This is a genomic window from uncultured Limosilactobacillus sp. (genome assembly GCF_934202705.1).
GTDB lineage: Bacteria > Bacillota > Bacilli > Lactobacillales > Lactobacillaceae > Limosilactobacillus.
This window is the reverse complement of record NZ_CAKPYE010000010.1, coordinates 63,710-83,575: the sequence shown is the minus strand read 5'-3', so window position 1 is coordinate 83,575 and position 19,866 is coordinate 63,710. Positions and strand designations below refer to the sequence as shown.

Here is a 19,866-nt window from a genome sequence, read left to right as displayed (position 1 = left end):
AAAAAAGAAGAACCGTTCGGAATTTTGAGAATTCCGAACGGTTCATTTATTATAAAGGACTTATGTCACAGCCCCTTCATTTAAATCAAAATTTAATTACATCATGCCACCCATGCCGGCACCTGGTTGTGGAGCAGCAGGTGCTGCATCCTTAGGTTCTGGCTTATCGGCAACTACCGCTTCAGTTGTCAACAACAATGCTGAAACTGAAGTAGCGTTTTGTAATGCGGAACGCGTAACCTTGGTTGGGTCAACAATCCCAGCACCAATCATGTCTTCGAACTTACCATCAGCAGCATTGTAACCAACACCTGGCTTTTCGTTCTTTAATTGGTTAACAATGACTGAACCTTCAACCCCAGCATTTTCAGCGATTTGACGAACCGGTGCTTCCAAAGCATTCTTCACAATATTAACACCAGTTGCTTCATCTCCAGAAACGTCCTTTTCAATCGCTTCAATATCAGGAATAACGTTTACTAAGGCAGTTCCACCACCAGGGACAAATCCTTCTTGAACGGCTGCCCGGGTAGCGTTCAAAGCGTCTTCAATCCGGTACTTCTTTTCCTTCAATTCAGTTTCTGTTGCGGCACCAACTTTAACAACGGCAACCCCGCCAGAAAGCTTTGCTAACCGTTCTTGAAGCTTTTCTTTATCAAAGTCAGAAGTCGTCTTGGCAATTGCTTGCTTAATTTGATCAACTCGTTCAGCGATGGCACTCTTGTCACCACTACCATCAACGATAGTAGTTGCATCCTTCGTCACTGTAACCTTGTTAGCTTGACCTAATTGATCCACAGTAACGTCTTTCAGTTGCATACCAAGGTCATCGGAAATTACCGTACCACCAGTCAAAATGGCGATATCTTGTAATTGGGCCTTCCGCCGATCACCAAAGCCAGGCGCCTTTACAGCACAAACATTAAAGGTTCCCCGAATCTTGTTCAAAACAAGTGTTGGTAATGCTTCACCAGTAATGTCATCAGCAATAATCAAGAGTGAACGACCTTCTTGAACAACTGATTGCAATAATGGCAAGATATCTTGGATGTTGCTGATCTTCTTATCAGTAATCAAAATGTATGGATTATCGAGATCAGCCTCCATCTTATCATTATCTGTAACCATGTATTGAGACATGTAGCCACGGTCAAAGCTCATTCCTTCAACCACGTCAACACTGGTTTCAACACCACGTGAGTCTTCAATGGTAATAACACCATCATGACCAACCTTTTCCATAGCATCAGCAATCAGTTTCCCAACTTCTGGATTAGCAGCAGAAATTGAAGCAATTTGTGCAATGTCATCCTTAGTCTTAACATCATGACTCATCTTGTGTAATGCTGCGACAGCTGCTTTCGTTGCTTTTTCAATTCCGCGACGAACACCAACCGGGTTAGCACCAGCAGTGACGTTCTTCATTCCTTCGTTAACAATTGCTTGCGTTAAAACTGTGGCAGTAGTGGTACCATCACCAGCAATGTCATTGGTCTTGGAAGCAACTTCAGCAACTAACTTAGCACCCATGTTTTCAAAATGGTTATCTAAGTCAATGCTCTTAGCAATCGTCACACCATCATTTGTAATCGTTGGTGAACCATAGTTTTGTTCCAAAACAACGTTCCGACCTTTTGGACCAATGGTTGTTTTAACAGTATCAGCAAGCTTGTCAACACCAGCCATCATTGACTTCCGCGCATCTTCGCCAAATTTCAAATCTTTTGCCATAAATTTTCACCTCATTATTAATGTTAGTTTTAATTGGATTGATCAACTTTAATTAATCAACAACCGCAACTAGATCCTTGTCATGAACAACCAAATATTTATTACCTTCATATTCCACTTCGTTGCCAGCGTACTTATCAAAAAGGACAGTATCGCCAACCTTGACACTAACTGGAACCTTGGTCCCGTTATCAAGAATCCGACCATCGCCAACAGCAATCACTTCACCGGTCGTTGGCTTATCCTTAGCGTTAGAAGCTAATACAATGCCTCCAACAGTTTCTTCTTTTTCTTCTGCGGCCTTCAGAACCACGCGATCTCCTAATGGTTTTAACACGTTAATCCCTCCAAATATCATTAATTTCTGTAATCATTTAGCACTATTAAGTAGTGACTGTTAGCACTCATAGCTGTTAAGTGCTAACCACACTTCTTAGTATATCATCATCTTTCGCAATTACAACCAAAAGTTTGACCTTTTTTGACTAATTACTTACAAAACAAAAAGAAGCCGTTGTTATCAACGCCTCCCTTTTAAACCTTAACTATTCTTTTTGACCACTTAAATGATTACTTTCAATAAAATAGATTAACGTTTGTAATTCATTAGTTAAATCAATATTTTGGACTTGGACACTCTCAGGAACCGATAACCTGACTGGTGAAAAGTTTAAAATACCATGAACACCTACTTCAACCAAATCGTCCGTTACCGATTGAGCTTCCGAAGCCGGTACCGTCAAGATTACCACATCAATCTGTTGTTCTTTAATCTGCTTTTTCAGTTCATTAGCAGGATAAACCGGGATCCCGCTTTTAATAGTATTAGCTAACGCTGGCTTTGGATCAAATGCAGCACTAATTCGTAAGTTAGTACTTTGATGAAAATTATAGTTCATTAAAGCACTGCCCAAACTACCGACACCGACTAGTGCTACACTCGTTAACTTATCTTGATTCAAAATTCCTTTAAAAAACTTAATTAAGCTTTCAACATCGTATCCATAGCCTCGTTTTCCTAACTCACCAAAGTATGAAAAGTCACGCCGGATTGTTGCGGAGTCCACTTGGACCGCTTCAGATAACTCTGTTGAAGACACACGCCGTTTATTGGCATTTAGCAAAGCATTTAAATACCGGTAATATACCGGCAGTCGCTTGGCTGTTGCCCGCGGTATTTTACGCGTTGGCATAACCAAATTCCTCCATTCAATTTGATACGTTTGTGAATTAATCTACTTGATATTCTAGCAACTTATTCTGACTTTGTGAACCTTTTTGCAAGAAAAGATGTCCTTAGTAAGCAACGTAATTTTATGCTAAAATCGTTTTAGAATACTATTATTACTGAAATTAACGAGGTTATGGAATGATATTACTCCAAACAAACCATGTCGAACGGCGCTTTGGTGCCGATGTTTTATTTCACAATGTGAACCTACAAATTGATGAACATAGCCGAACCGCCTTGGTCGGTCGGAATGGTGCGGGAAAAACCACCCTTTTAAAGATGATTGCGGGCATTACCGAACCTGATGAAGGCACAATATCCAAAGCTCACCATTTAACGATTGGCTACCTTGCTCAAGACCAAGGGTTGGATTCTCAAAATACAATCTGGGCGGAATTAGATGCGGTTTTTTCACCACTTCATCAAATGGAAAAAGATATCCATCAACTGGAGGAACAACTGGCCACACTTGACAGCACATCTAAGCACTACCAACACGTTATCCAACAATACGATGATCTCCAATCAACCTTTAAAGAACAAGGTGGTTTTGAGTATGAATCCAAAATGCGCGGGGTGTTAACCGGTTTTGGCTTTGATGCTTCAATGTATGAATCACCGATTAATTCCCTTTCGGGCGGTCAAAAAACTAAACTCGCGCTTGCTAAAATCTTGTTACAAGAACCTCAGCTTCTAATCCTGGACGAACCTACTAATCACTTAGATATGAATGTTTTAAGTTGGTTGGAAGACTACTTACGGGGCTATGCTGGCTCAGTTCTTGTAGTTTCTCACGACCGTTATTTCTTGGACCGCGTGGTTAACCAAGTTTATGATCTGGAAAATCATACTTTGACCCGTTATACCGGCAATTACTCACAGTTTACGCAAGAAAAAGCGGCCCGCCTCCAAGCCGCTCAAAAGCACTATGATCAACAGCAAAAAAAGATCGCTAAACTGGAGGATTTTGTGAATAAAAACTTAGTCCGTGCTTCAACAACTAAACGAGCTCAAGCACGGCAAAAGCAATTAGATAAAATGGAACGCTTAGAACGACCAACCGTGGACGATCGTTCCATTCATTTCTCCTTTCACTCTGCTAAAGAAAGCGGCAACGAAGTCCTCGATGTTGAAAATCTGAAAGTTGGCTATCAAGATAACGTTCTTGCCGGTCCTTTGACTTTTCAAGAACGAAAGCGCCAGCGAATTGGGATCATCGGTCCCAACGGCATTGGTAAATCAACGTTATTAAAAACAATCTTGCACAAGTTACCGGCAATTAGCGGAACGATCAAGTTAGGCGCGAACCTCGACATTGGATACTACGATCAGGAACAACAACAACTCCATCCTGAAAAAACCGTGCTTGATGAAGTATGGGATGATCATCCAGAAGTTCCAGAAACTGACATTCGTTCACTACTCGGCAGTTTTCTGTTTGTTGGTGATGATGTTTTTAAAACGGTTCACGAATTAAGCGGTGGTCAAAAAGCCCGCCTTGAATTAACAAAGTTATCTTTTCAACCAATCAACTTTCTCATTCTCGATGAACCGACTAACCACCTTGATATCGACAGCCGGGAGGTTCTAGAAACGGCTATCAATGAATTTTCTGGAACCGTTCTCTTTGTGTCCCACGACCGATATTTTCTCAATCAAGTGGCAACCGATATTTTAGAGATGTCTGCTCATGGAATTAACCATTATCAAGGCAATTACGATCAATTTCTTGAACAAACCACGACGGCAGCGACAACTACAACCGAGGCAGCTCAATCCATCACTACAACAGCTCAAACGAATACCAAAAAATCGGCTGGGCAGCAAAGTTATCAAGCTAGTAAGCAAGAACAACGTGCCCGTCGCAAACTACAGCGGGTAGTAGAAAAATGGGAAACAACCTTGAACCAGTTACAAAAGCAGCATGACGAAATTGAACAAGAAATGAGTCAATCAGAGATTGCGACTGACATTGCCAAACTTAGTGATTTGCAAAAACAATTGGACCAATGTCAGCAACAAATTGATCAAGCCGAAGATAAATGGACGATTGCTGCTGAACAACTGGAAGAATTTGATCAATAAACAAAGTAACGGCGGGTTCGGTACGAACCTGCCGTTTTAATAATTCACTTTACTAACTTCCCCAGCACTGATTGCCTTAATTCTACCGTTTGATTGCTGAATGATTAATTCTCCTTCATCATTAATTCCCCGAACAACTCCCGTGATAGTTCTCGAGGCTAACTGCAAGTCCACGGAACGATTCAATAATATTAACCGTTGCTGATACTCGTGAATAAAAGTTCTTCTTTGATAAGAGAATCGGGTTTGCCAAACTGCTTCAATAATTTCCGCAGCTAATCGATTACGTTCAACCAATTGATTCTGATCGATACTCCCCGCCTTTTTCTGTAATGCCAGCGGAAAGTTCGTGGTGGACAAGTTAATACCTATTCCGACAATCCAATTAACAGTTTGCCCCTCAAGAACCGCTTCAACTAAAATTCCTGCCACCTTTTTATGATTCAGCATAATATCATTGACCCACTTTACCATCAATTGTTTGGTGGGAAAATTCTTTTCTAAAACTTTAGTTACTGCGATGGCAAGCCCCGTCGTAAATAGGCCCGCCGCTTTTAACTCCGCCTTTGCAACCCCTGGAATTAGAACACTTAAGTAAAGCCCTGAGTCCCGCGGTGAATAGAATGTTCGCTGTTGTTTACCATATCCAGCTGTTTGACTTTCCGCTAAGACAGCAACTGGTTGACTTGAATTATTCATTATCTTTGCTATTCGTTGAGTTGAATCAACTTGTTGTTTAACAATAACCTTGCCGGGAAACTTGGGTAATAAATACTGCTCAATTCTTTTTTGACTTAGTTGCATAGCTACTTCCTCCAACATAAAGAGAACTCCATCGTCTGCTAACTGACCAATGGAGCTCTTTTTACTATTATTTTTCGTCAGGTGTTACTTGAATTAACAAGTCTTGGCTATCCATTACTGCCCCTTCACTGGCATAAATCTTTTCAACCGTGCCGCTAAAGGAAGCCTTGATCGTCGTTTCCATTTTCATTGCTTCAGTGACAATCAATGAATCACCTTTCTGAACATGGTCGCCTTCCTTGACTAGGATTTCAACAACGGTGCCATTTAATGGCATTCCAATCTGGCCTGGATCATTTGGATCTGCCTTTGGTACTTTGACTTTTGCATCGGCATGGGTTTGATCTGCTACTGGTAATTCTACCTGTTCACCATCAACAGCGAAGAATAGATGTCGATTACCATCAACGTCCACATCCGAAATTGAATCAAGACGTAAAATTTCGGTTTGACCAGGTGCTAAATGAACGTGAACAGTTTCTCCCGGACGCATTCCTTGATAGAACGTGTTAGTATCCAAGACACTAATTTTACCGTACTGTTGGTGACGCTTGAAGTAATCCATAAAGACGTCTGGATAGAGAACGTATGATAGGACTTCCTCTTCACTTGGGGTTCGACCAATCTTTTTAGATAACGTTTCCGCTTCCTGCTTAAAATCGACTGGCTGTGCAAGACTACCTGGACGAACCGTAATTGCTGGTTGTCCCTTCAAAACCACTTTTTGCAGTTCTTTTGGAAAACCACCATAAGGCTGCCCAAGGTCACCTGCAAAGAAGTTGACCACTGACTCAGGGAAGTCCAGATTAGCGCCCCACTTTAAAATATTGTCAGCAGACAGGTTATTCTGGATCATAAAGATCGCTAAATCGCCGACCACCTTGGAACTTGGGGTTACCTTGACGATATCACCAAGTAGTCGATTAACCACCCGGTACATCCGCTTTACCTGCTCAAAGTCATCAATTCCTAGTGACTTAGCTTGCTGTTGCAAGTTCGAGTATTGACCACCAGGCATTTCGGTTTCATAGATATCTGGCAATGGTGCATTAATCCCATTAGCAAAGTCCTTATAAAGAGGACGAATGCCGGCCCAATATTGATTAATTTGTTCAACGTTTTCAACATTCAATTCCGGTTGACGTTCATTGCCCTCTAAGCTGTAATAGAAACTACTCATGCTTGGCTGACTGGTTGTACTTGATAATGCGCTCATTGCCACATCGACAACGTCGACACCCGCACGGGTTGCTTGGTCATACGTTGCCACCCCATTACCGGTTGTGTCATGAGTATGCAAATGAACTGGAACATCATACTTCGCCTTTAATTCGCCAACCAGTTCGTAGGCCGCTTCAGGCTTAAGTAGTCCTGCCATATCCTTAATCCCTAAGATTTGGGCTCCAGCATCAACAAGCTGACCTGCTAATTGCTTATAGTAATCCAGCGTGTACTTGGTTTCATCTGGACTCGTCAAGTCACCAGTATAACACATTGTTCCTTCTGCAATCTTACCAGTTTGTCGAACGTAATCAATGCTCTTTTGCATTTGCTCAACCCAGTTGAGACTATCAAAGATTCTGAAAACATCAACTCCATCTTCAGCACTTTGTTCAATGAACTTTTGCAAAACATTATCTGGATAATTTTTATAGCCAACTGCATTTGAACCCCGGAGGAGCATCTGCAACATTGTATGCGGCATCCGTTGACGGAGCATTTTGAGCCGTTTCCACGGATCTTCGCCGAGGAACCGATAGGCAACATCAAATGTCGCACCACCCCATGTTTCAGCTGAAAAAACATTCGGTAACGCGCGGTCATAAATATCCGCAACTGGTAACATATCATATGTCCGCATCCGTGTTGCAAACAAGCTTTGGTGGGCATCACGCATCGAAGTGTCGGTTAGTAAAACTAACTTTTGCTTTTTGACCCATTCCATGGCTGCGTCAGCACCTTCACGGTCCAGAACATCCTTTGCGTTTACGACTGGTAATGTCTGATCATTTTCTAAATCATGCTCTGCTAATTTCACGTTCGCAGGATGGACCTGATTTTGTCGTTGAACACCATTAAACCCGTTAACGGTCACGTCACCAACATAGTTCAACAGTTGTTGCTGAGTATCGGGCTGATGATCAAATTTAAAGAGTGACGGTGTTTGATCAATGAATGACGTATGGGCTTCACCATTTTGAAAGACTGGATTTTTCAAAACGTTCAGCATAAACGGAATATTAGTTTTGACACCACGAATTTGAAATTCATTAAGTACCCGAATCATTTTTTCAACGGTGTTATGGAAAGTTCGCGCATGAACACAAGCCTTAACCAATAGTGAATCAAAGTAAGGCGTAACAACAGCACCGGCATATGTGTTCCCACCATCGAGCCGCACGCCATTACCACCTGGTGAACGGTAGGTTAAGATTCGTCCTGTATCCGGCATGAAGTTATTTTCGGGATCTTCTGTTGTGACCCGACATTGGATAGCATAACCGTTCATCATTAATTCACCCTGCGCCGGCAAATGCAAATCAGCATGTAAATCTGCTCCTGCCGCAATCCGGATTTGTGAACGAACAATATCAACACCCGTAATCAATTCTGTAACCGTGTGTTCCACTTGAATCCGTGGGTTGACTTCAATGAAGTAAAATTGATCCTTCGTGACTAAGAATTCCACGGTTCCGGCATTCTGATAATGAACACCCTTCATCAAACGAACCGCTGCATCACAAATTGCTTTTCGCCTTTGATCATCTAACGCGAGACTGGGAGCAAATTCAATTACTTTTTGGTTGCGACGCTGAACCGAGCAATCACGTTCAAATAAATGCATCACGTGACCATGCTCATCCGCCAGAATTTGCACTTCAATATGCTTTGGATTCTCTAAATACTTTTCAACATACAGCTCATCATCACCAAACGATGCCTTGGCTTCACTTCGAGCACGATTATAAGCGGTCTTTAAGTCTTCATCATCTTTGACAATCCGCATACCACGGCCGCCCCCACCCATGGCAGCCTTAATCATGATTGGGTAACCGTGTGTATGTGCAAACTCTGCCATCTCCTGCATCGATTGGACTGGTTCATTAATCCCGGGAATCGTTTGCAAACCATTCTTTTCAGCAACTTCCTTAGCGGTAATTTTATCCCCAAAGATTTTCAGTTGTTCAACCGTTGGCCCAATAAAAGTAATATCATTTTGTGCACACTTTTCCGCAAACTCTTCATTTTCTGCTAAAAATCCATACCCAGGGTGAATTGCATCCGCTCCAGTCTGCTTAGCAACCCGAATAATATCGTCCATATCTAAATATGCATCGATTGGCTTTTTACCTGCACCAATTTGATAAGCCTCATCAGCTCGGAATCGGTGCACACCATACTCATCTTCTTTTGCATAAACTGCCACCGTCTTTAGTCCCAGCTCATGGCAGGCACGAATAATGCGAATCGCAATTTCACCACGATTGGCAATTAATACCTTCTTCAAATTTTCCACCGCCTTAATTACGAACATATTTCCTACTTCACTGCTCAATCATACCATATTCTTGCTTTTAAAACGGTTAAAAATGAGAATATGATTAAAATTATTGATTTTCATTAAACTAATCAGGTATTGTAATCCCCCTTAATCTTGACACCAGCCAACTTATCTTCAATTGATTGATGGTCAGAAATTACAGCAATGAATCGTTTGGCTGAAACTATCCAATAGCGGTACCAGACTAGCCTTGACGTCGTAATTACCATCGTCGTCCGCTTCCTCGGGATTGTTAACGAATCACCAGTCAAAACTATCTCTTTTAATAAGTCATCAAATAGCTCAAAACTAGTATCAAAAAAGGGCAAAACCACATGTCCTAAAAAGTCTATGCAATCTTGACCTATTTCAAAAAATTCAATTTTTAACAGCTATTTTTAATCTGCTTGTTTTTTATTGACTGGGAATGATAAACCAGGAACTGCGTTTAAGTCATTGCCAGCACGATCTCCATGGCGATAAGCAACTTCACCTGCTGCACCAATCATTGCAGCATTATCGCCACAATATTTTAGCGGTGCTTGTAACATTGTCACGTCTGGAAATTGTTCATGCATATCATGCGTTAAGCGATCACGCAGTCCCTGATTGGCAGCGACTCCACCTGCCAAAATTAACTGTTTAACTGGATATTCGCCCAATGCCCGCATCGTCTTCTCAGCCAAAACATCAACAACACTTTGTTGAAAACTGGCGGCTAAATCATACTTATTTAATTGTTCGCCACGCTGTTCAGCATTATGACAGGTGTTAATAAAGGCACTCTTCAGTCCAGAGAAGCTGAAGTCGAGGTTGGCTTCTTTTTCCATCGCTCGTGGAAAATGGAAGGAATCGGTTCCTTGATGTGCCCACTCGTCGATCGTTTTTCCAGCTGGGTAGTTGACCCCCAGAACACGGCCAATTTTATCGTAAGCTTCACCGGCTGCATCGTCTCGCGTCTCGCCAATAATTTCATATTGATGTTCACTCGGCATATAAACTAGTTCAGTGTGTCCACCAGATACTAACAATGCCATTTGTGGAAAATGGAACTCACCGACAAAACGAGCCGCATAGATATGGCCTTCCATATGATTAATTGGAATTAACGGTAGGTGGTGAGCCCATGCCACTGTCTTCGCCGCAGTCACCCCAATCAACAATGAGCCAACTAGCCCTGGACCGTAAGTAACCGCGACTGCCGTCAAATCTTGGTACGTCACTTGTGCTTCTGCCAATGCTTGTCGAATACACCGCGTAATCCATTCAATGTGATGACGGCTTGCCACTTCTGGAACAACCCCACCAAACCGTTGATGACTTTGAATTTGCGTGGCCACAATATTGGATAATATTTCTACCCCATTTTTGACTACTGCAACACTAGTTTCATCACAGCTAGATTCAAAGGCTAAAATTAGTTTATCTTTTGCCATCGATTAATTTCCTTCCCCTTCGATTTTTTTCAACATATCAAACGCATCTTCACCATTATCACGATAATATCGTTGCCGAATTCTAACTTGGATGAAACCTAATTGTCGATAAAGTCGTTGAGCAGTCAGATTTGAACGTCGGACCTCCAAACTCATGCTCGTAAATCCATCTAGCCGAGCTTTTCGTTCAACTTCCTGAAGCAAGAAAGTTCCTAATCCGTGCATTTGAAATTCTGGAATTACACCAAGGTTCGTAATATGAACATCCCCAAGATAAGCGTTGAAAGCCGCTCCAATAAAAGCCACCAATCGTTTTGAATCAGCTTCGATCAGCAACAGATAAAGTGTATTCGGTCGATTAATATCAATTTCAAAAGCAGTCCGATCCCAAGGGAGGCTCCCGTAAATTAAGCGTTCCGTTTGAAGCAATTGATGAATATCTAACGTTCGTCCTTGAACCAAGCGGTAATAACGTCGTCCAATGACAACATTATGGTCTGTATAATGGACTGGTTTACCGTTAACGTCATCCAAAAAGCCCGCAAACCACCGATTAAACTTCTTGAACATAGTTCGCATCATCATGTTTGCCAGGATGTTGCTTTAACCAATTTACTTCAGCTTCGGTCTTCCGTAAGTAGTTCGGTACGAAGTCATCAATATCCTTCACCACATCGGCCCACGCACCTAATTGTGCTAAACGCTCTGTTGAGGGCATTGCATAGGTTGCGGGAAGTAATTGAATTCCCTTCGGGAACCTCTTCTGAGCATCCCTTAATTTTGGCGTAATCTCTCCCACCAAATAGCCAGCCTGTCCACGTTGCACCACTGCATCAAGTAATTGTTGATATCCAATGTGTTGCTCCGGAATCACGTTTACTAATTCACCATTCTGGTATTGGTAGCCACCAGCAAAAACGTTTCCTCGTCGTGCATCCATAAACGGAACTATTAACCGGTCGGTAATTGGTGGTACATTAGCTGCTAAAACCTGTAAACTAGAAATTCCCACTAATTCTTTATCCAACGTCATTGCTAATGTCTTGGCTGTCGTCACGGCAATCCGAACACCAGTATATGAACCTGGACCTTTGGCAACAACAACCCGATCAATCTCTTTGGGTTGCCACCCAACCTGTTTAAAGAGATTATCCACCGCCGGCATCACATAAATACTATGATTTCGAACCATATTTAAGGTTATTGTGGCCTTGAGCTGGTCATCTTCAACCAAGGCTACACTCATAGGATGGTTTGAGGTATCAAGCGCGAGTATTTTCATCTTTCTCCGTCCTTTCATACAGTAAGTATCTTAACATATTCGTCAAGCCAACCGATCTATGATTGGGATATTCAAAAAAACAGGTTTCTTCCCAAGGGTTTATCCCAACAACGAGGGACGCAAATGGGCTGCAGCACCGGCGAAGCCGAACGCTGCAGCCCTATTTGTTCTCGCTAAGGTTCGAAAAGCAAAGTCGCAACCGACTTTTTCTCCCCCTTTTAAACTTCAATTAATTCCGATCATCGTAACCCTTTGGATGAGTTGAATGCCACTTCCAAGCTGTCGCAATAATATCATGAACATCATCATACTGTGGTTTCCAGCCAAGAACGCTGCGGGCTTTATCACTAGCAGCAATCAATGAATCAGGATCTCCTGGCCGGCGCGCCGCCATTTTAGCTGGAATTTCTTTTCCAGTAACTTCTCGTGCTGCTTCGAGCATTTGTTTGTTGGAAAATCCTGTTGATGAACCTAGATTAAAAGCATTCGATTGATTATTTTCCTTCAAGTACTTCAGTGCCAAAATGTGCGCATCCGCTAGGTCCATAACATGAACATAATCACGAACATTCGTGCCGTCCGGGGTGTTGTAATCATCACCGAAGATACTAAGCTCTTTTCGCTTTCCTTGAGCCACTTGCATAATAATTGGTACTAAGTGTGTTTCTGGGCCGTGATCTTCCCCAATTGTTCCATCTGGAGCTGCCCCAGCCACATTAAAGTACCGAAGTGCCACGAACTTAATCCCATAAGCCTGATCAGCCCATGCCATCATATGTTCCATCATTAACTTTGATAACCCATATGGGTTAATTGGTTTCTGTGGATCAGTTTCTTTAATTGGCATGTGTTCTGGAACACCATATGTTGCTGCTGTAGAACTGAAGACGATGTACTTGACGCCAAAGTCACGCATCGCTTCCAACAACGTGATCATTCCGCCAGTATTGTTATCAAAGTACTTCAGTGGTTCACTCATTGATTCAGGAACAATTGAGAATGCCGCAAAATGAACAACTGCCGTAATATTTTCATTCAAAAAGATCCGATCTAAAAACGCCCGATCACGAATATCGCCTTGATAAAACTTTGCTTGCGGGTTGATTGCCTTCTTATGTCCAGTTGAAAGGTTATCTGCTACGACAACTTCTTCCCCGCTTTCCACTAATCGTTTTACCATATGTGAACCGATATACCCGGCACCACCACAAACCAAAATTGCCATCTTTGTTTGCCTCCATTTTCAATAAAAGTTTACTAAAACTTTACTAGCATTATAACACAAGTCTCCATTAGCAGAAATTTATTTTTAAAGCTCTTGGAGTTGACTTTGTTCAATTTCATGGTCTAAATATTCAAACAGTAATCCTTCACGTAACCCATTGTTGCTAAAACGAAGTTCTTTTAAATTAAGTTGTCGCAGTAATGCCATTAACGGCAACAAACCACCAATAATCACATCCGCTCTTGAACTATTAATCCCACGAATTGCTGCCCGCCCATCTCGATCAGTAGCTAACAATTCATGCATCATTTGGTTAGCTTCATTAGTCTGCATAGTCAACCCATGAACTGGTTGCACCGTAGCTGGGTCAGTAGCCAATTTCCACCGATACATTTTTGCTAATGCACGGTTACTACCGCCGAGCGCAATTACCTGAGTATGCCGAGCCCGATTTAACCACCGTTGAGTTGACAATTGCTCATCCACCTTAATCGTTGCATCGTAAAGATCAGCTGCCCGCACTTGGTCATTCAAATGGTAATTCTGTGAAAGGGTCACGGAACCGATTGGTAGACTCACTAACTCTTCCGCTTGTCCTTGATCAACCAAAATCATTTCCATGCTGGCCCCACCAGTGTCAATGATTAAACCATTTTCAATTTTTAAGGTTCGCGAAACCCCGACATAATCCAGATAGGCCTCCCGAGCACCAGAGAGAATCTTAAATTGAATGTTTAATTCATTTTTGACCCGTTTTAAGAATTCATCCTGATTGACCGCCTGGCGGACCGCCGCCGTGGCCACCGCGATTAATCGGACATTTTTTAATTCTGTACAAATATTTTTAAACCGCGTTAGCGTCGCAATTGTTCGCTCTATTGGCGCTGGTTGTAAAACCTTTTCTGGTCCCATATTTTCTGATAAACGAACATATTCTTTCTCATAGCGAATTAGCTCCGTTCGCCCATTATCAAAAACCTTCGTAACCCGGAGGCGACAAGAATTAGAACCCAAGTCAATAATTGCTAAATTGATACTCATTGGCTACTCCTCTTCCTTTGAGTTAGTTTTATTCAGTCGAATGCCAGAGACGTGTTTCGTCAAGGTTTCAAAGACATTACTAAAATGCTTCTTATTCTTACGCACGTGTTTCTCTTCTTTTCGTAACTGCGTTGCCTCTTCCATAAAGAACTCTTGCGAATTAACTGGTTGCTGATCGTCGGAGCGAATCTTGACATAGTGGTCACCAACCAACCGCCAAGCCTTAGTATTATCATGCCACATTTTGTGGAAAATACTAATAGCACGTGCTTTAGTATCATTTTCAGTCACTGGATAGAGTTCTTCGACCCGTCGGTTTAGATTTCTCGTCATCATATCTGCACTCGCCAGATAAATTTCTTCATGGTCATTGCCGGCAAAATAGTAAATCCGTGAGTGTTCCAAAAAGCGTCCCACAATGGAATGCACTTCAATATTATTGTGTAGCTCTGGTAAATCATTGCGCAAGCAAGTAATACCACGTACAATCAAATGAATTTTAACTCCAGCCGTTGCTGCTTCATACAAGTGCGCAATAATTTGTTTATCAGATAACGAATTCATTTTCATCCCAATTAAGGCCGGATTGCCACTTTGTGCAATCTTAATTTGCTGATCAATCTTTTCGTTAATGAAGTCACGAATCCCGTTTGGTGAAACATGTAGTTTGTGAAAGTACTTCGGTCGGGCAAATCCTGAAAGCATATTAAAGAGGTTAGTCATATCATTTCCCAACTCGTAATCACAAGTTAGGAGACCCATATCAGTATAGAAATGCGCAGTCACGTCATTATAATTACCTGTACCCAGATGCATGTACCGACGCAAGCCATCATCGTCACGACGAATAACCAGTGCTAACTTACAGTGAGTCTTCAAACCAGCGAGTCCATAAATCACATGGCACCCCATTTGTTCCAGGCGTCGCGCCCATCGAACATTATTCTTTTCGTCAAACCGCGCCTTAACTTCCACCAGCACTGTCACTTGCTTACCACGTTGAGCGGCCATTCCTAGATACTTAATAATTGGTGAATTACCCGAGACCCGATAAAGAGTCATCTTAATTGCCAGGGTGTCCTCATCTACTGCCGCCTGATGAATAAAGTTAACCACTGCTTGAAAATCGTCGTAGGGGTGCTGCATTAGGTAATCCTTATGACGAATTGCATCAAAAATATTGTGATCCATATCCAAGATCGGGTTCAAGTACGGCTTAAAGGATGAATACCTTAAATCATCATGACCTGTAACCATTCCAGGTAGTTTCTTTAGAAAGCTTAAATCAACCGGACCGTCAACCCGGTAAATCGCGTTCTCTGCTACCTGAAGGTTTTCCCGCAAACGTTCTTCCAGCCATTGGTCAAAGTGGTTGCCGATTTCTAAGCGCATTACTTGCCCGTGCTCTCTAGCACGGAGTTGGTGCTGAACGGATCTCAATAAATCTGAAGTATCCTCTTCGGCCACATCCAGGTCCATATCACGCATTACTCGGTATGTCCCACTGGCGTCAATCTTATAGCCCGGAAACAAGACCCCCATAAATTCTTGAATGATCTCATCGATCAATACAAAATGATTCTTTTCTGGCAATTTCACAAGCCGTTTATAAATGCTAGGTACCCGGATCGTGGCAAATTTAGCGCCATGATGCTGGCGATCCTCATGTGGCTCCGGTGTTTTGCCAGTTACCTCTTGATCACCTTCAAGAACCGGGTTATTGGTTGATTGTGCGTTCTTTTTCTTCCGGTGTAATTTAACGGCAATGTTGAGTGAGCCATTATTAATAAACGGGAATGGTCGTGACATATCATCAGCCATTGGCGTTAAAACTGGTAATAATTCATCATTAAAGTAACGGCGTGTATATTCATAGTCCCGTTCTTGTAAATTGCGTTCAGGCAAGATCTGGATATCATGGTGTGCTAACTCAGTTAGAATATGATCATTGTAAACACGATAACGACGTTCCACCATTTGATGTTCCTTGTCATTAACTGCCGTTAATTGCTCACCGGGAGTCATCCCAGATGCATCAGTCGTTGTCACATTGGCGGCTGATAGTTTATGCAGTGACGCGACGCGCACCATAAAGAACTCATCAACATTACTTTGCGTAATTCCAACAAAATTGGCTTGTTCCAAAAGGGGGTTATGTGGATCTAACGCTTCATCTAATACTCGACCATTGAAATCAATCCATGACAATTCCCGATTCACATAATTTGCTGGTTTATAGAAATCTTTATACATACTACTCTCTCCCAACAATCATTAGTTTTGGATGTAATCCATAGACTTCAGTAAATAACTGGTTTTTCCGTTCAAATGCCCATTGTTCCAGTACCAAATCATCGGTCGTCTTCACTTGAATTTGCAGGTCATTTTCAACCAATGTGAGATGCACCTGTAAAATCTTTTGTAATCGTGAATCATCCAGTGAATCCGCCACTCGTAAAATCGCAGCTAGTTGCGCAACTGGTAGCTGAATTGCACTATCCAGGTGCATATAGTGGGGCTGGTCAACTTCCGGCGTTTCCGAACTATGATATCGCGAAACTTCCGCAATTACTTCATTATCCTGACTAGATAAACCAATCAATGGGTTTGCTTCAAGGATATAAGCTGAATGCCGATAATGACCCTGGGGATTGATAAAATTACCAATGTCATCAACTTTACATGCCACTTCTAATAATAATCGGTAATGATCATCCAAGCGATGAATTGGCTTCAATGCATCATAAAGTTTCAACGCCACTGACGTCACAAATCGTTTATGGCTTGAATCAGCACCGTAACGAATTGCTAGGTTGTCCGCCGCGGTTTTCACCATGCCCAAAACCAATTCTGGATGGTTACGAGTTACTTCTAAGCCATCCAGTACTGTCACATCAGTCACATAAACTTTTTTAACGTTTAATAACCGCATTATCTGGCGAACAATTAAGTAAGTTGGCAAAACCCAATTAACACTTTGTTCATCAACGTCATAGTGATGGATGATATATTGATCGGATGCATTAAGCAGGTGCTGATAACGTTTATGGAACTCTTTATGTGGCACTTTTTCCACATGTTGACCCTCTGAGAGGTAACGTTCAGCAAGAGTATCCGCTCCTTGAATTACCATTGTCGATTCATCATCATTTTTCAGTTCTGGAACTAAATATTCTAGCTTTGAGCTAATGTAATCTAAGATGATGTCACTCGGGGTAGCTGCCGTCTGCCGTAAATTAGTAACTAGTTGACTAAGACGTGCTTTCCCCAGATCAATTTCCCATGAACAGGCATATTTCCCCTTCTTATAATAAGCCAGGTTACTGGTGCTCAAGCCAATGTTTAAAACATAACCAGATAATTGCTTTTTTTCGATTTTTTTTGTCTCAACAAGCTGATTCACTGCTGCCAATACATTAGCCAGTGTCTGGTCCTTATTAAGCCAGTGCATTCTCAATCCTGTCCGTACGTAAATCTGGTTAGCAACGTATTTTCCAGTTACCAAATCAATATCCGTCAAAGCTCCATATAAATGATAATTAGTTACCTGATAGTCCGCTAGAATCCGTTTGAAGCCAAGCAAATTATTGGTAATTGCTGAAATATTTTCTGGATAATTAGCAACAGTGTCCTGTCCAACATGCAGAGATCCAGAACGCGCTTCATTAACAATCCGGTGCTGATCTAAATCAATGACCCGCAAGGTCAAGCGGTCTGGTTTTAAGAAGATTAATCCTACTACGCCTTTTGCCACATCGAACGCCCCTTTTTATTGTCCTTGTTACTATTTCAGAATACCACGGACCATCATAAAAAGGGAATTCACAAAATCGTGAATTCCCTTAATTTTAAATTTCTCGCCATTTAATTGTCGCGATGGCACACTCGTCAGCTTCAACTAAGATTTTATGATGGGTTATATAATCCCCATCCACATCAATTTGCGGGGCTGTTACAAAACTCTTCACCATCGTTTCTGGTCGAACTTCGTGTTCATAATTCATTCGCATTTCAACAATTTGGTGCTTTTTAAGAAAATCATGATCTAATGTATCAAGCATCCAATCAAAATAACGTGCATTATTAACGTGACCGTTATAGTCAATATCAAAATATCTAACCCGATATTGTTGAGTTTGCCATGCATCGGTTAATGCAACTTTATCTGGGCGAGCCACTTTTGGCAATCGCAAGCAACTAGTTGCTTCGTAGGGTGCCATAATTTTATCGGGGATCTTTGTCATCCGTCGCTTAGCTAAGTCCATATAGATAAATAACCCGTTCACAGTCCCGATAATTTGCTCATCGTGATCCTTAATCGTAAACTGTCGAACCACGAAATACTTATTATAAGCAACAATTTGCGTTTCAAATTGAATAACATCATTTTCACTTGGCCACGCTTGCTCAAAATGTGCTTCGTAATCAATAATTACCCAACCGCCACCCAACTGTTTAGTAACGTGTTCATCTACGCCTAATTGGGCATTTTGTTTTTCTGAAGCTAAGATCATTAGCGCCACTAGGGTACTTAAACTCAGATGCCCACTGGGATCACATTCATAATAGTTCACCTGATGCTGTAATTTAAATCTTTGTTCTCCCATTGATGACTCCTAAAATTGATGATATTGCTTATATAATTCCTGACGTCTCAATCCCAATCGTTTTGCAACTAGTTTAATTGCCGCATTAGTATTGAGACCCTTTGCAACTTCTTGATCAACCTGCTCAACGGGAGTTCCTTGATGGACAACCGTAGTTGGTTCCGTTGGTTGATCATTACCGGCAACCAAGATCACAAACTCACCGCGAACTTGATGATTCTCTGTCCAGTCAATTGCTTCTGCTAGCGTTCCACGAATAAATTCTTCGTACCGCTTTGTTAATTCACGCGCGAGCACTACCCGTCGTTCCATACCAAAAACTTCCCCCATCGTTTTTAACGTTTTTTTGAGCCGATGTGGGGCTTCATAAAAAATCAACGTTTCTGGTCGAGAATTAAGTTTCGTTAATTGGACGATTTGTTGTTGATGTTTCCGGTCTAAAAAGCCGTAAAAAGTAAACGGTTGTGGCGAGAGCCCAGAAGCAATTAAGGCCGTCAAGCCAGCATTAGGGCCCGGAATTGGCACCACTGGGATTTCCGCTTGAACACAGGCCGCAACAAGTTCCTTCCCTGGATCGGAGATGGATGGCATTCCCGCATCACTACATTGCGCAATGACTGTCCCTGCTTTTAATTTAGCAATTAACTGAGGAATCCGTTCCGTAGTGTTATGTTCATGAAACGATACCGTCGGTGTATGAATCTCGAAGTGGTTTAAAAGAATTTGCGTATGTCGTGTGTCTTCAGCTGCAATCAAGTCAGCATCCTGCAAAGTTTTGATAGCCCGCATCGTCATATCATCTAAGTTCCCAATTGGGGTCGGTACCAAATATAATTTACCGGTTGGTTCTTGAAAACTTGACATTGTTTGCATTGAATTTACT

Annotated in this window: 16 protein-coding genes; 1 reads left to right on the top strand and 15 read right to left on the bottom strand. The window is 41.9% G+C overall.

The genetic code is table 11. The annotated features are described in order from the left end of the window. Positions 1 to 96: 96 nt before the first annotated feature. From groL to Q0C76_RS07365, 3 genes are all read right to left on the bottom strand, one after another. Entirely contained in the window at positions 97 to 1,731 is a 1,635-nt protein-coding gene (gene groL / locus Q0C76_RS07375) for a chaperonin GroEL (protein WP_295731519.1), read from the bottom strand. A 52-nt stretch (positions 1,732 to 1,783) separates the two neighbouring features. Further along, on the bottom strand, positions 1,784 to 2,068 hold the full coding sequence (groES, locus tag Q0C76_RS07370; protein WP_295731517.1) for a co-chaperone GroES: 285 nt from the start codon (positions 2,066 to 2,068) through the stop codon (positions 1,784 to 1,786). Between the two features lie 208 nt (positions 2,069 to 2,276). Then, the gene (locus Q0C76_RS07365; RefSeq protein WP_295731515.1) at positions 2,277 to 2,924 is read right to left on the bottom strand and encodes a redox-sensing transcriptional repressor Rex; all 648 of its coding nucleotides are present in this window, start codon (positions 2,922 to 2,924) and stop codon (positions 2,277 to 2,279) included. A gap of 176 nt (positions 2,925 to 3,100) precedes the next feature. On the opposite strand from Q0C76_RS07365, the gene abc-f reads away from it, so the two are divergent. After that, positions 3,101 to 5,047, top strand: coding sequence for a ribosomal protection-like ABC-F family protein (gene abc-f, locus Q0C76_RS07360; RefSeq protein WP_295731513.1), 1,947 nt, complete (start codon positions 3,101 to 3,103; stop codon positions 5,045 to 5,047). Between the two features lie 36 nt (positions 5,048 to 5,083). Here the strand turns inward: abc-f and Q0C76_RS07355 are convergent, their stop codons facing one another. The 12 genes from Q0C76_RS07355 to rsmI all read right to left on the bottom strand — a co-directional run bounded on the left by Q0C76_RS07355 (position 5,084) and on the right by rsmI (position 19,856). Continuing rightward, positions 5,084 to 5,851 carry a biotin--[acetyl-CoA-carboxylase] ligase gene (locus Q0C76_RS07355; protein ID WP_295731512.1) on the bottom strand — a complete coding sequence of 256 codons (768 nt, stop codon included), beginning with the start codon at positions 5,849 to 5,851 and terminating at the stop codon, positions 5,084 to 5,086. A gap of 67 nt (positions 5,852 to 5,918) precedes the next feature. After that, positions 5,919 to 9,359: a pyruvate carboxylase gene (locus Q0C76_RS07350; RefSeq protein WP_295731522.1), complete on the bottom strand. Its 3,441-nt coding sequence runs from the start codon at positions 9,357 to 9,359 to the stop codon at positions 5,919 to 5,921. Positions 9,360 to 9,481: 122 nt separating this feature from the next. After that, a complete protein-coding gene (locus Q0C76_RS07345; RefSeq protein WP_295731510.1) occupies positions 9,482 to 9,721 on the bottom strand; it encodes a hypothetical protein in 240 nt (79 codons plus the stop codon). 69 nt (positions 9,722 to 9,790) lie between these two features. Then, on the bottom strand, positions 9,791 to 10,828 hold the full coding sequence (tsaD, locus tag Q0C76_RS07340; RefSeq protein ID WP_295731508.1) for a tRNA (adenosine(37)-N6)-threonylcarbamoyltransferase complex transferase subunit TsaD: 1,038 nt from the start codon (positions 10,826 to 10,828) through the stop codon (positions 9,791 to 9,793). A 3-nt stretch (positions 10,829 to 10,831) separates the two neighbouring features. Continuing rightward, positions 10,832 to 11,398 carry a ribosomal protein S18-alanine N-acetyltransferase gene (gene rimI, locus Q0C76_RS07335; RefSeq protein ID WP_295731506.1) on the bottom strand — a complete coding sequence of 189 codons (567 nt, stop codon included), beginning with the start codon at positions 11,396 to 11,398 and terminating at the stop codon, positions 10,832 to 10,834. Further along, positions 11,382 to 12,110, bottom strand: coding sequence for a tRNA (adenosine(37)-N6)-threonylcarbamoyltransferase complex dimerization subunit type 1 TsaB (tsaB, locus tag Q0C76_RS07330; RefSeq protein WP_295731504.1), 729 nt, complete (start codon positions 12,108 to 12,110; stop codon positions 11,382 to 11,384). Before tsaB ends, rimI begins: the two co-directional genes overlap by 17 nt. A 229-nt stretch (positions 12,111 to 12,339) precedes the next feature. Then, positions 12,340 to 13,335: a UDP-glucose 4-epimerase GalE gene (gene galE, locus Q0C76_RS07325; RefSeq protein WP_295731503.1), complete on the bottom strand. Its 996-nt coding sequence runs from the start codon at positions 13,333 to 13,335 to the stop codon at positions 12,340 to 12,342. Positions 13,336 to 13,419: 84 nt separating this feature from the next. Further along, positions 13,420 to 14,376, bottom strand: a complete 957-nt coding sequence (locus Q0C76_RS07320) for a Ppx/GppA family phosphatase (protein WP_295731501.1) — start codon at positions 14,374 to 14,376, stop codon at positions 13,420 to 13,422. Between the two features lie 3 nt (positions 14,377 to 14,379). After that, positions 14,380 to 16,629 (bottom strand): RNA degradosome polyphosphate kinase, encoded by a 2,250-nt coding sequence (locus tag Q0C76_RS07315; RefSeq protein WP_295731499.1) that lies wholly within the window; start codon positions 16,627 to 16,629, stop codon positions 14,380 to 14,382. Position 16,630: 1 nt separating this feature from the next. After that, positions 16,631 to 18,130: an exopolyphosphatase gene (locus Q0C76_RS07310; protein ID WP_295731497.1), complete on the bottom strand. Its 1,500-nt coding sequence runs from the start codon at positions 18,128 to 18,130 to the stop codon at positions 16,631 to 16,633. Positions 18,131 to 18,224: 94 nt separating this feature from the next. After that, positions 18,225 to 18,983 (bottom strand): acyl-[acyl-carrier-protein] thioesterase, encoded by a 759-nt coding sequence (locus Q0C76_RS07305; RefSeq protein ID WP_295731496.1) that lies wholly within the window; start codon positions 18,981 to 18,983, stop codon positions 18,225 to 18,227. 9 nt (positions 18,984 to 18,992) lie between these two features. Continuing rightward, on the bottom strand, positions 18,993 to 19,856 hold the full coding sequence (gene rsmI / locus Q0C76_RS07300; protein WP_295731493.1) for a 16S rRNA (cytidine(1402)-2'-O)-methyltransferase: 864 nt from the start codon (positions 19,854 to 19,856) through the stop codon (positions 18,993 to 18,995). Positions 19,857 to 19,866 lie beyond the last annotated feature (10 nt).

Coding starts and splice junctions, on each gene's coding strand:
- groL (WP_295731519.1), bottom strand. CDS start 1,731: ATGGCAAAAGATTTGAAATTTGGCGAAGATGCGCGGAAGTCAATGATG.
- Q0C76_RS07365 (WP_295731515.1), bottom strand. CDS start 2,924: ATGCCAACGCGTAAAATACCGCGGGCAACAGCCAAGCGACTGCCGGTA.
- abc-f (WP_295731513.1), top strand. CDS start 3,101: ATGATATTACTCCAAACAAACCATGTCGAACGGCGCTTTGGTGCCGAT.
- Q0C76_RS07355 (WP_295731512.1), bottom strand. CDS start 5,851: ATGCAACTAAGTCAAAAAAGAATTGAGCAGTATTTATTACCCAAGTTT.
- tsaD (WP_295731508.1), bottom strand. CDS start 10,828: ATGGCAAAAGATAAACTAATTTTAGCCTTTGAATCTAGCTGTGATGAA.
- rimI (WP_295731506.1), bottom strand. CDS start 11,398: ATGTTCAAGAAGTTTAATCGGTGGTTTGCGGGCTTTTTGGATGACGTT.
- tsaB (WP_295731504.1), bottom strand. CDS start 12,110: ATGAAAATACTCGCGCTTGATACCTCAAACCATCCTATGAGTGTAGCC.
- galE (WP_295731503.1), bottom strand. CDS start 13,335: ATGGCAATTTTGGTTTGTGGTGGTGCCGGGTATATCGGTTCACATATG.
- Q0C76_RS07320 (WP_295731501.1), bottom strand. CDS start 14,376: ATGAGTATCAATTTAGCAATTATTGACTTGGGTTCTAATTCTTGTCGC.
- Q0C76_RS07315 (WP_295731499.1), bottom strand. CDS start 16,629: ATGTATAAAGATTTCTATAAACCAGCAAATTATGTGAATCGGGAATTG.
- Q0C76_RS07305 (WP_295731496.1), bottom strand. CDS start 18,983: ATGGGAGAACAAAGATTTAAATTACAGCATCAGGTGAACTATTATGAA.
- rsmI (WP_295731493.1), bottom strand. CDS start 19,856: ATGCAAACAATGTCAAGTTTTCAAGAACCAACCGGTAAATTATATTTG.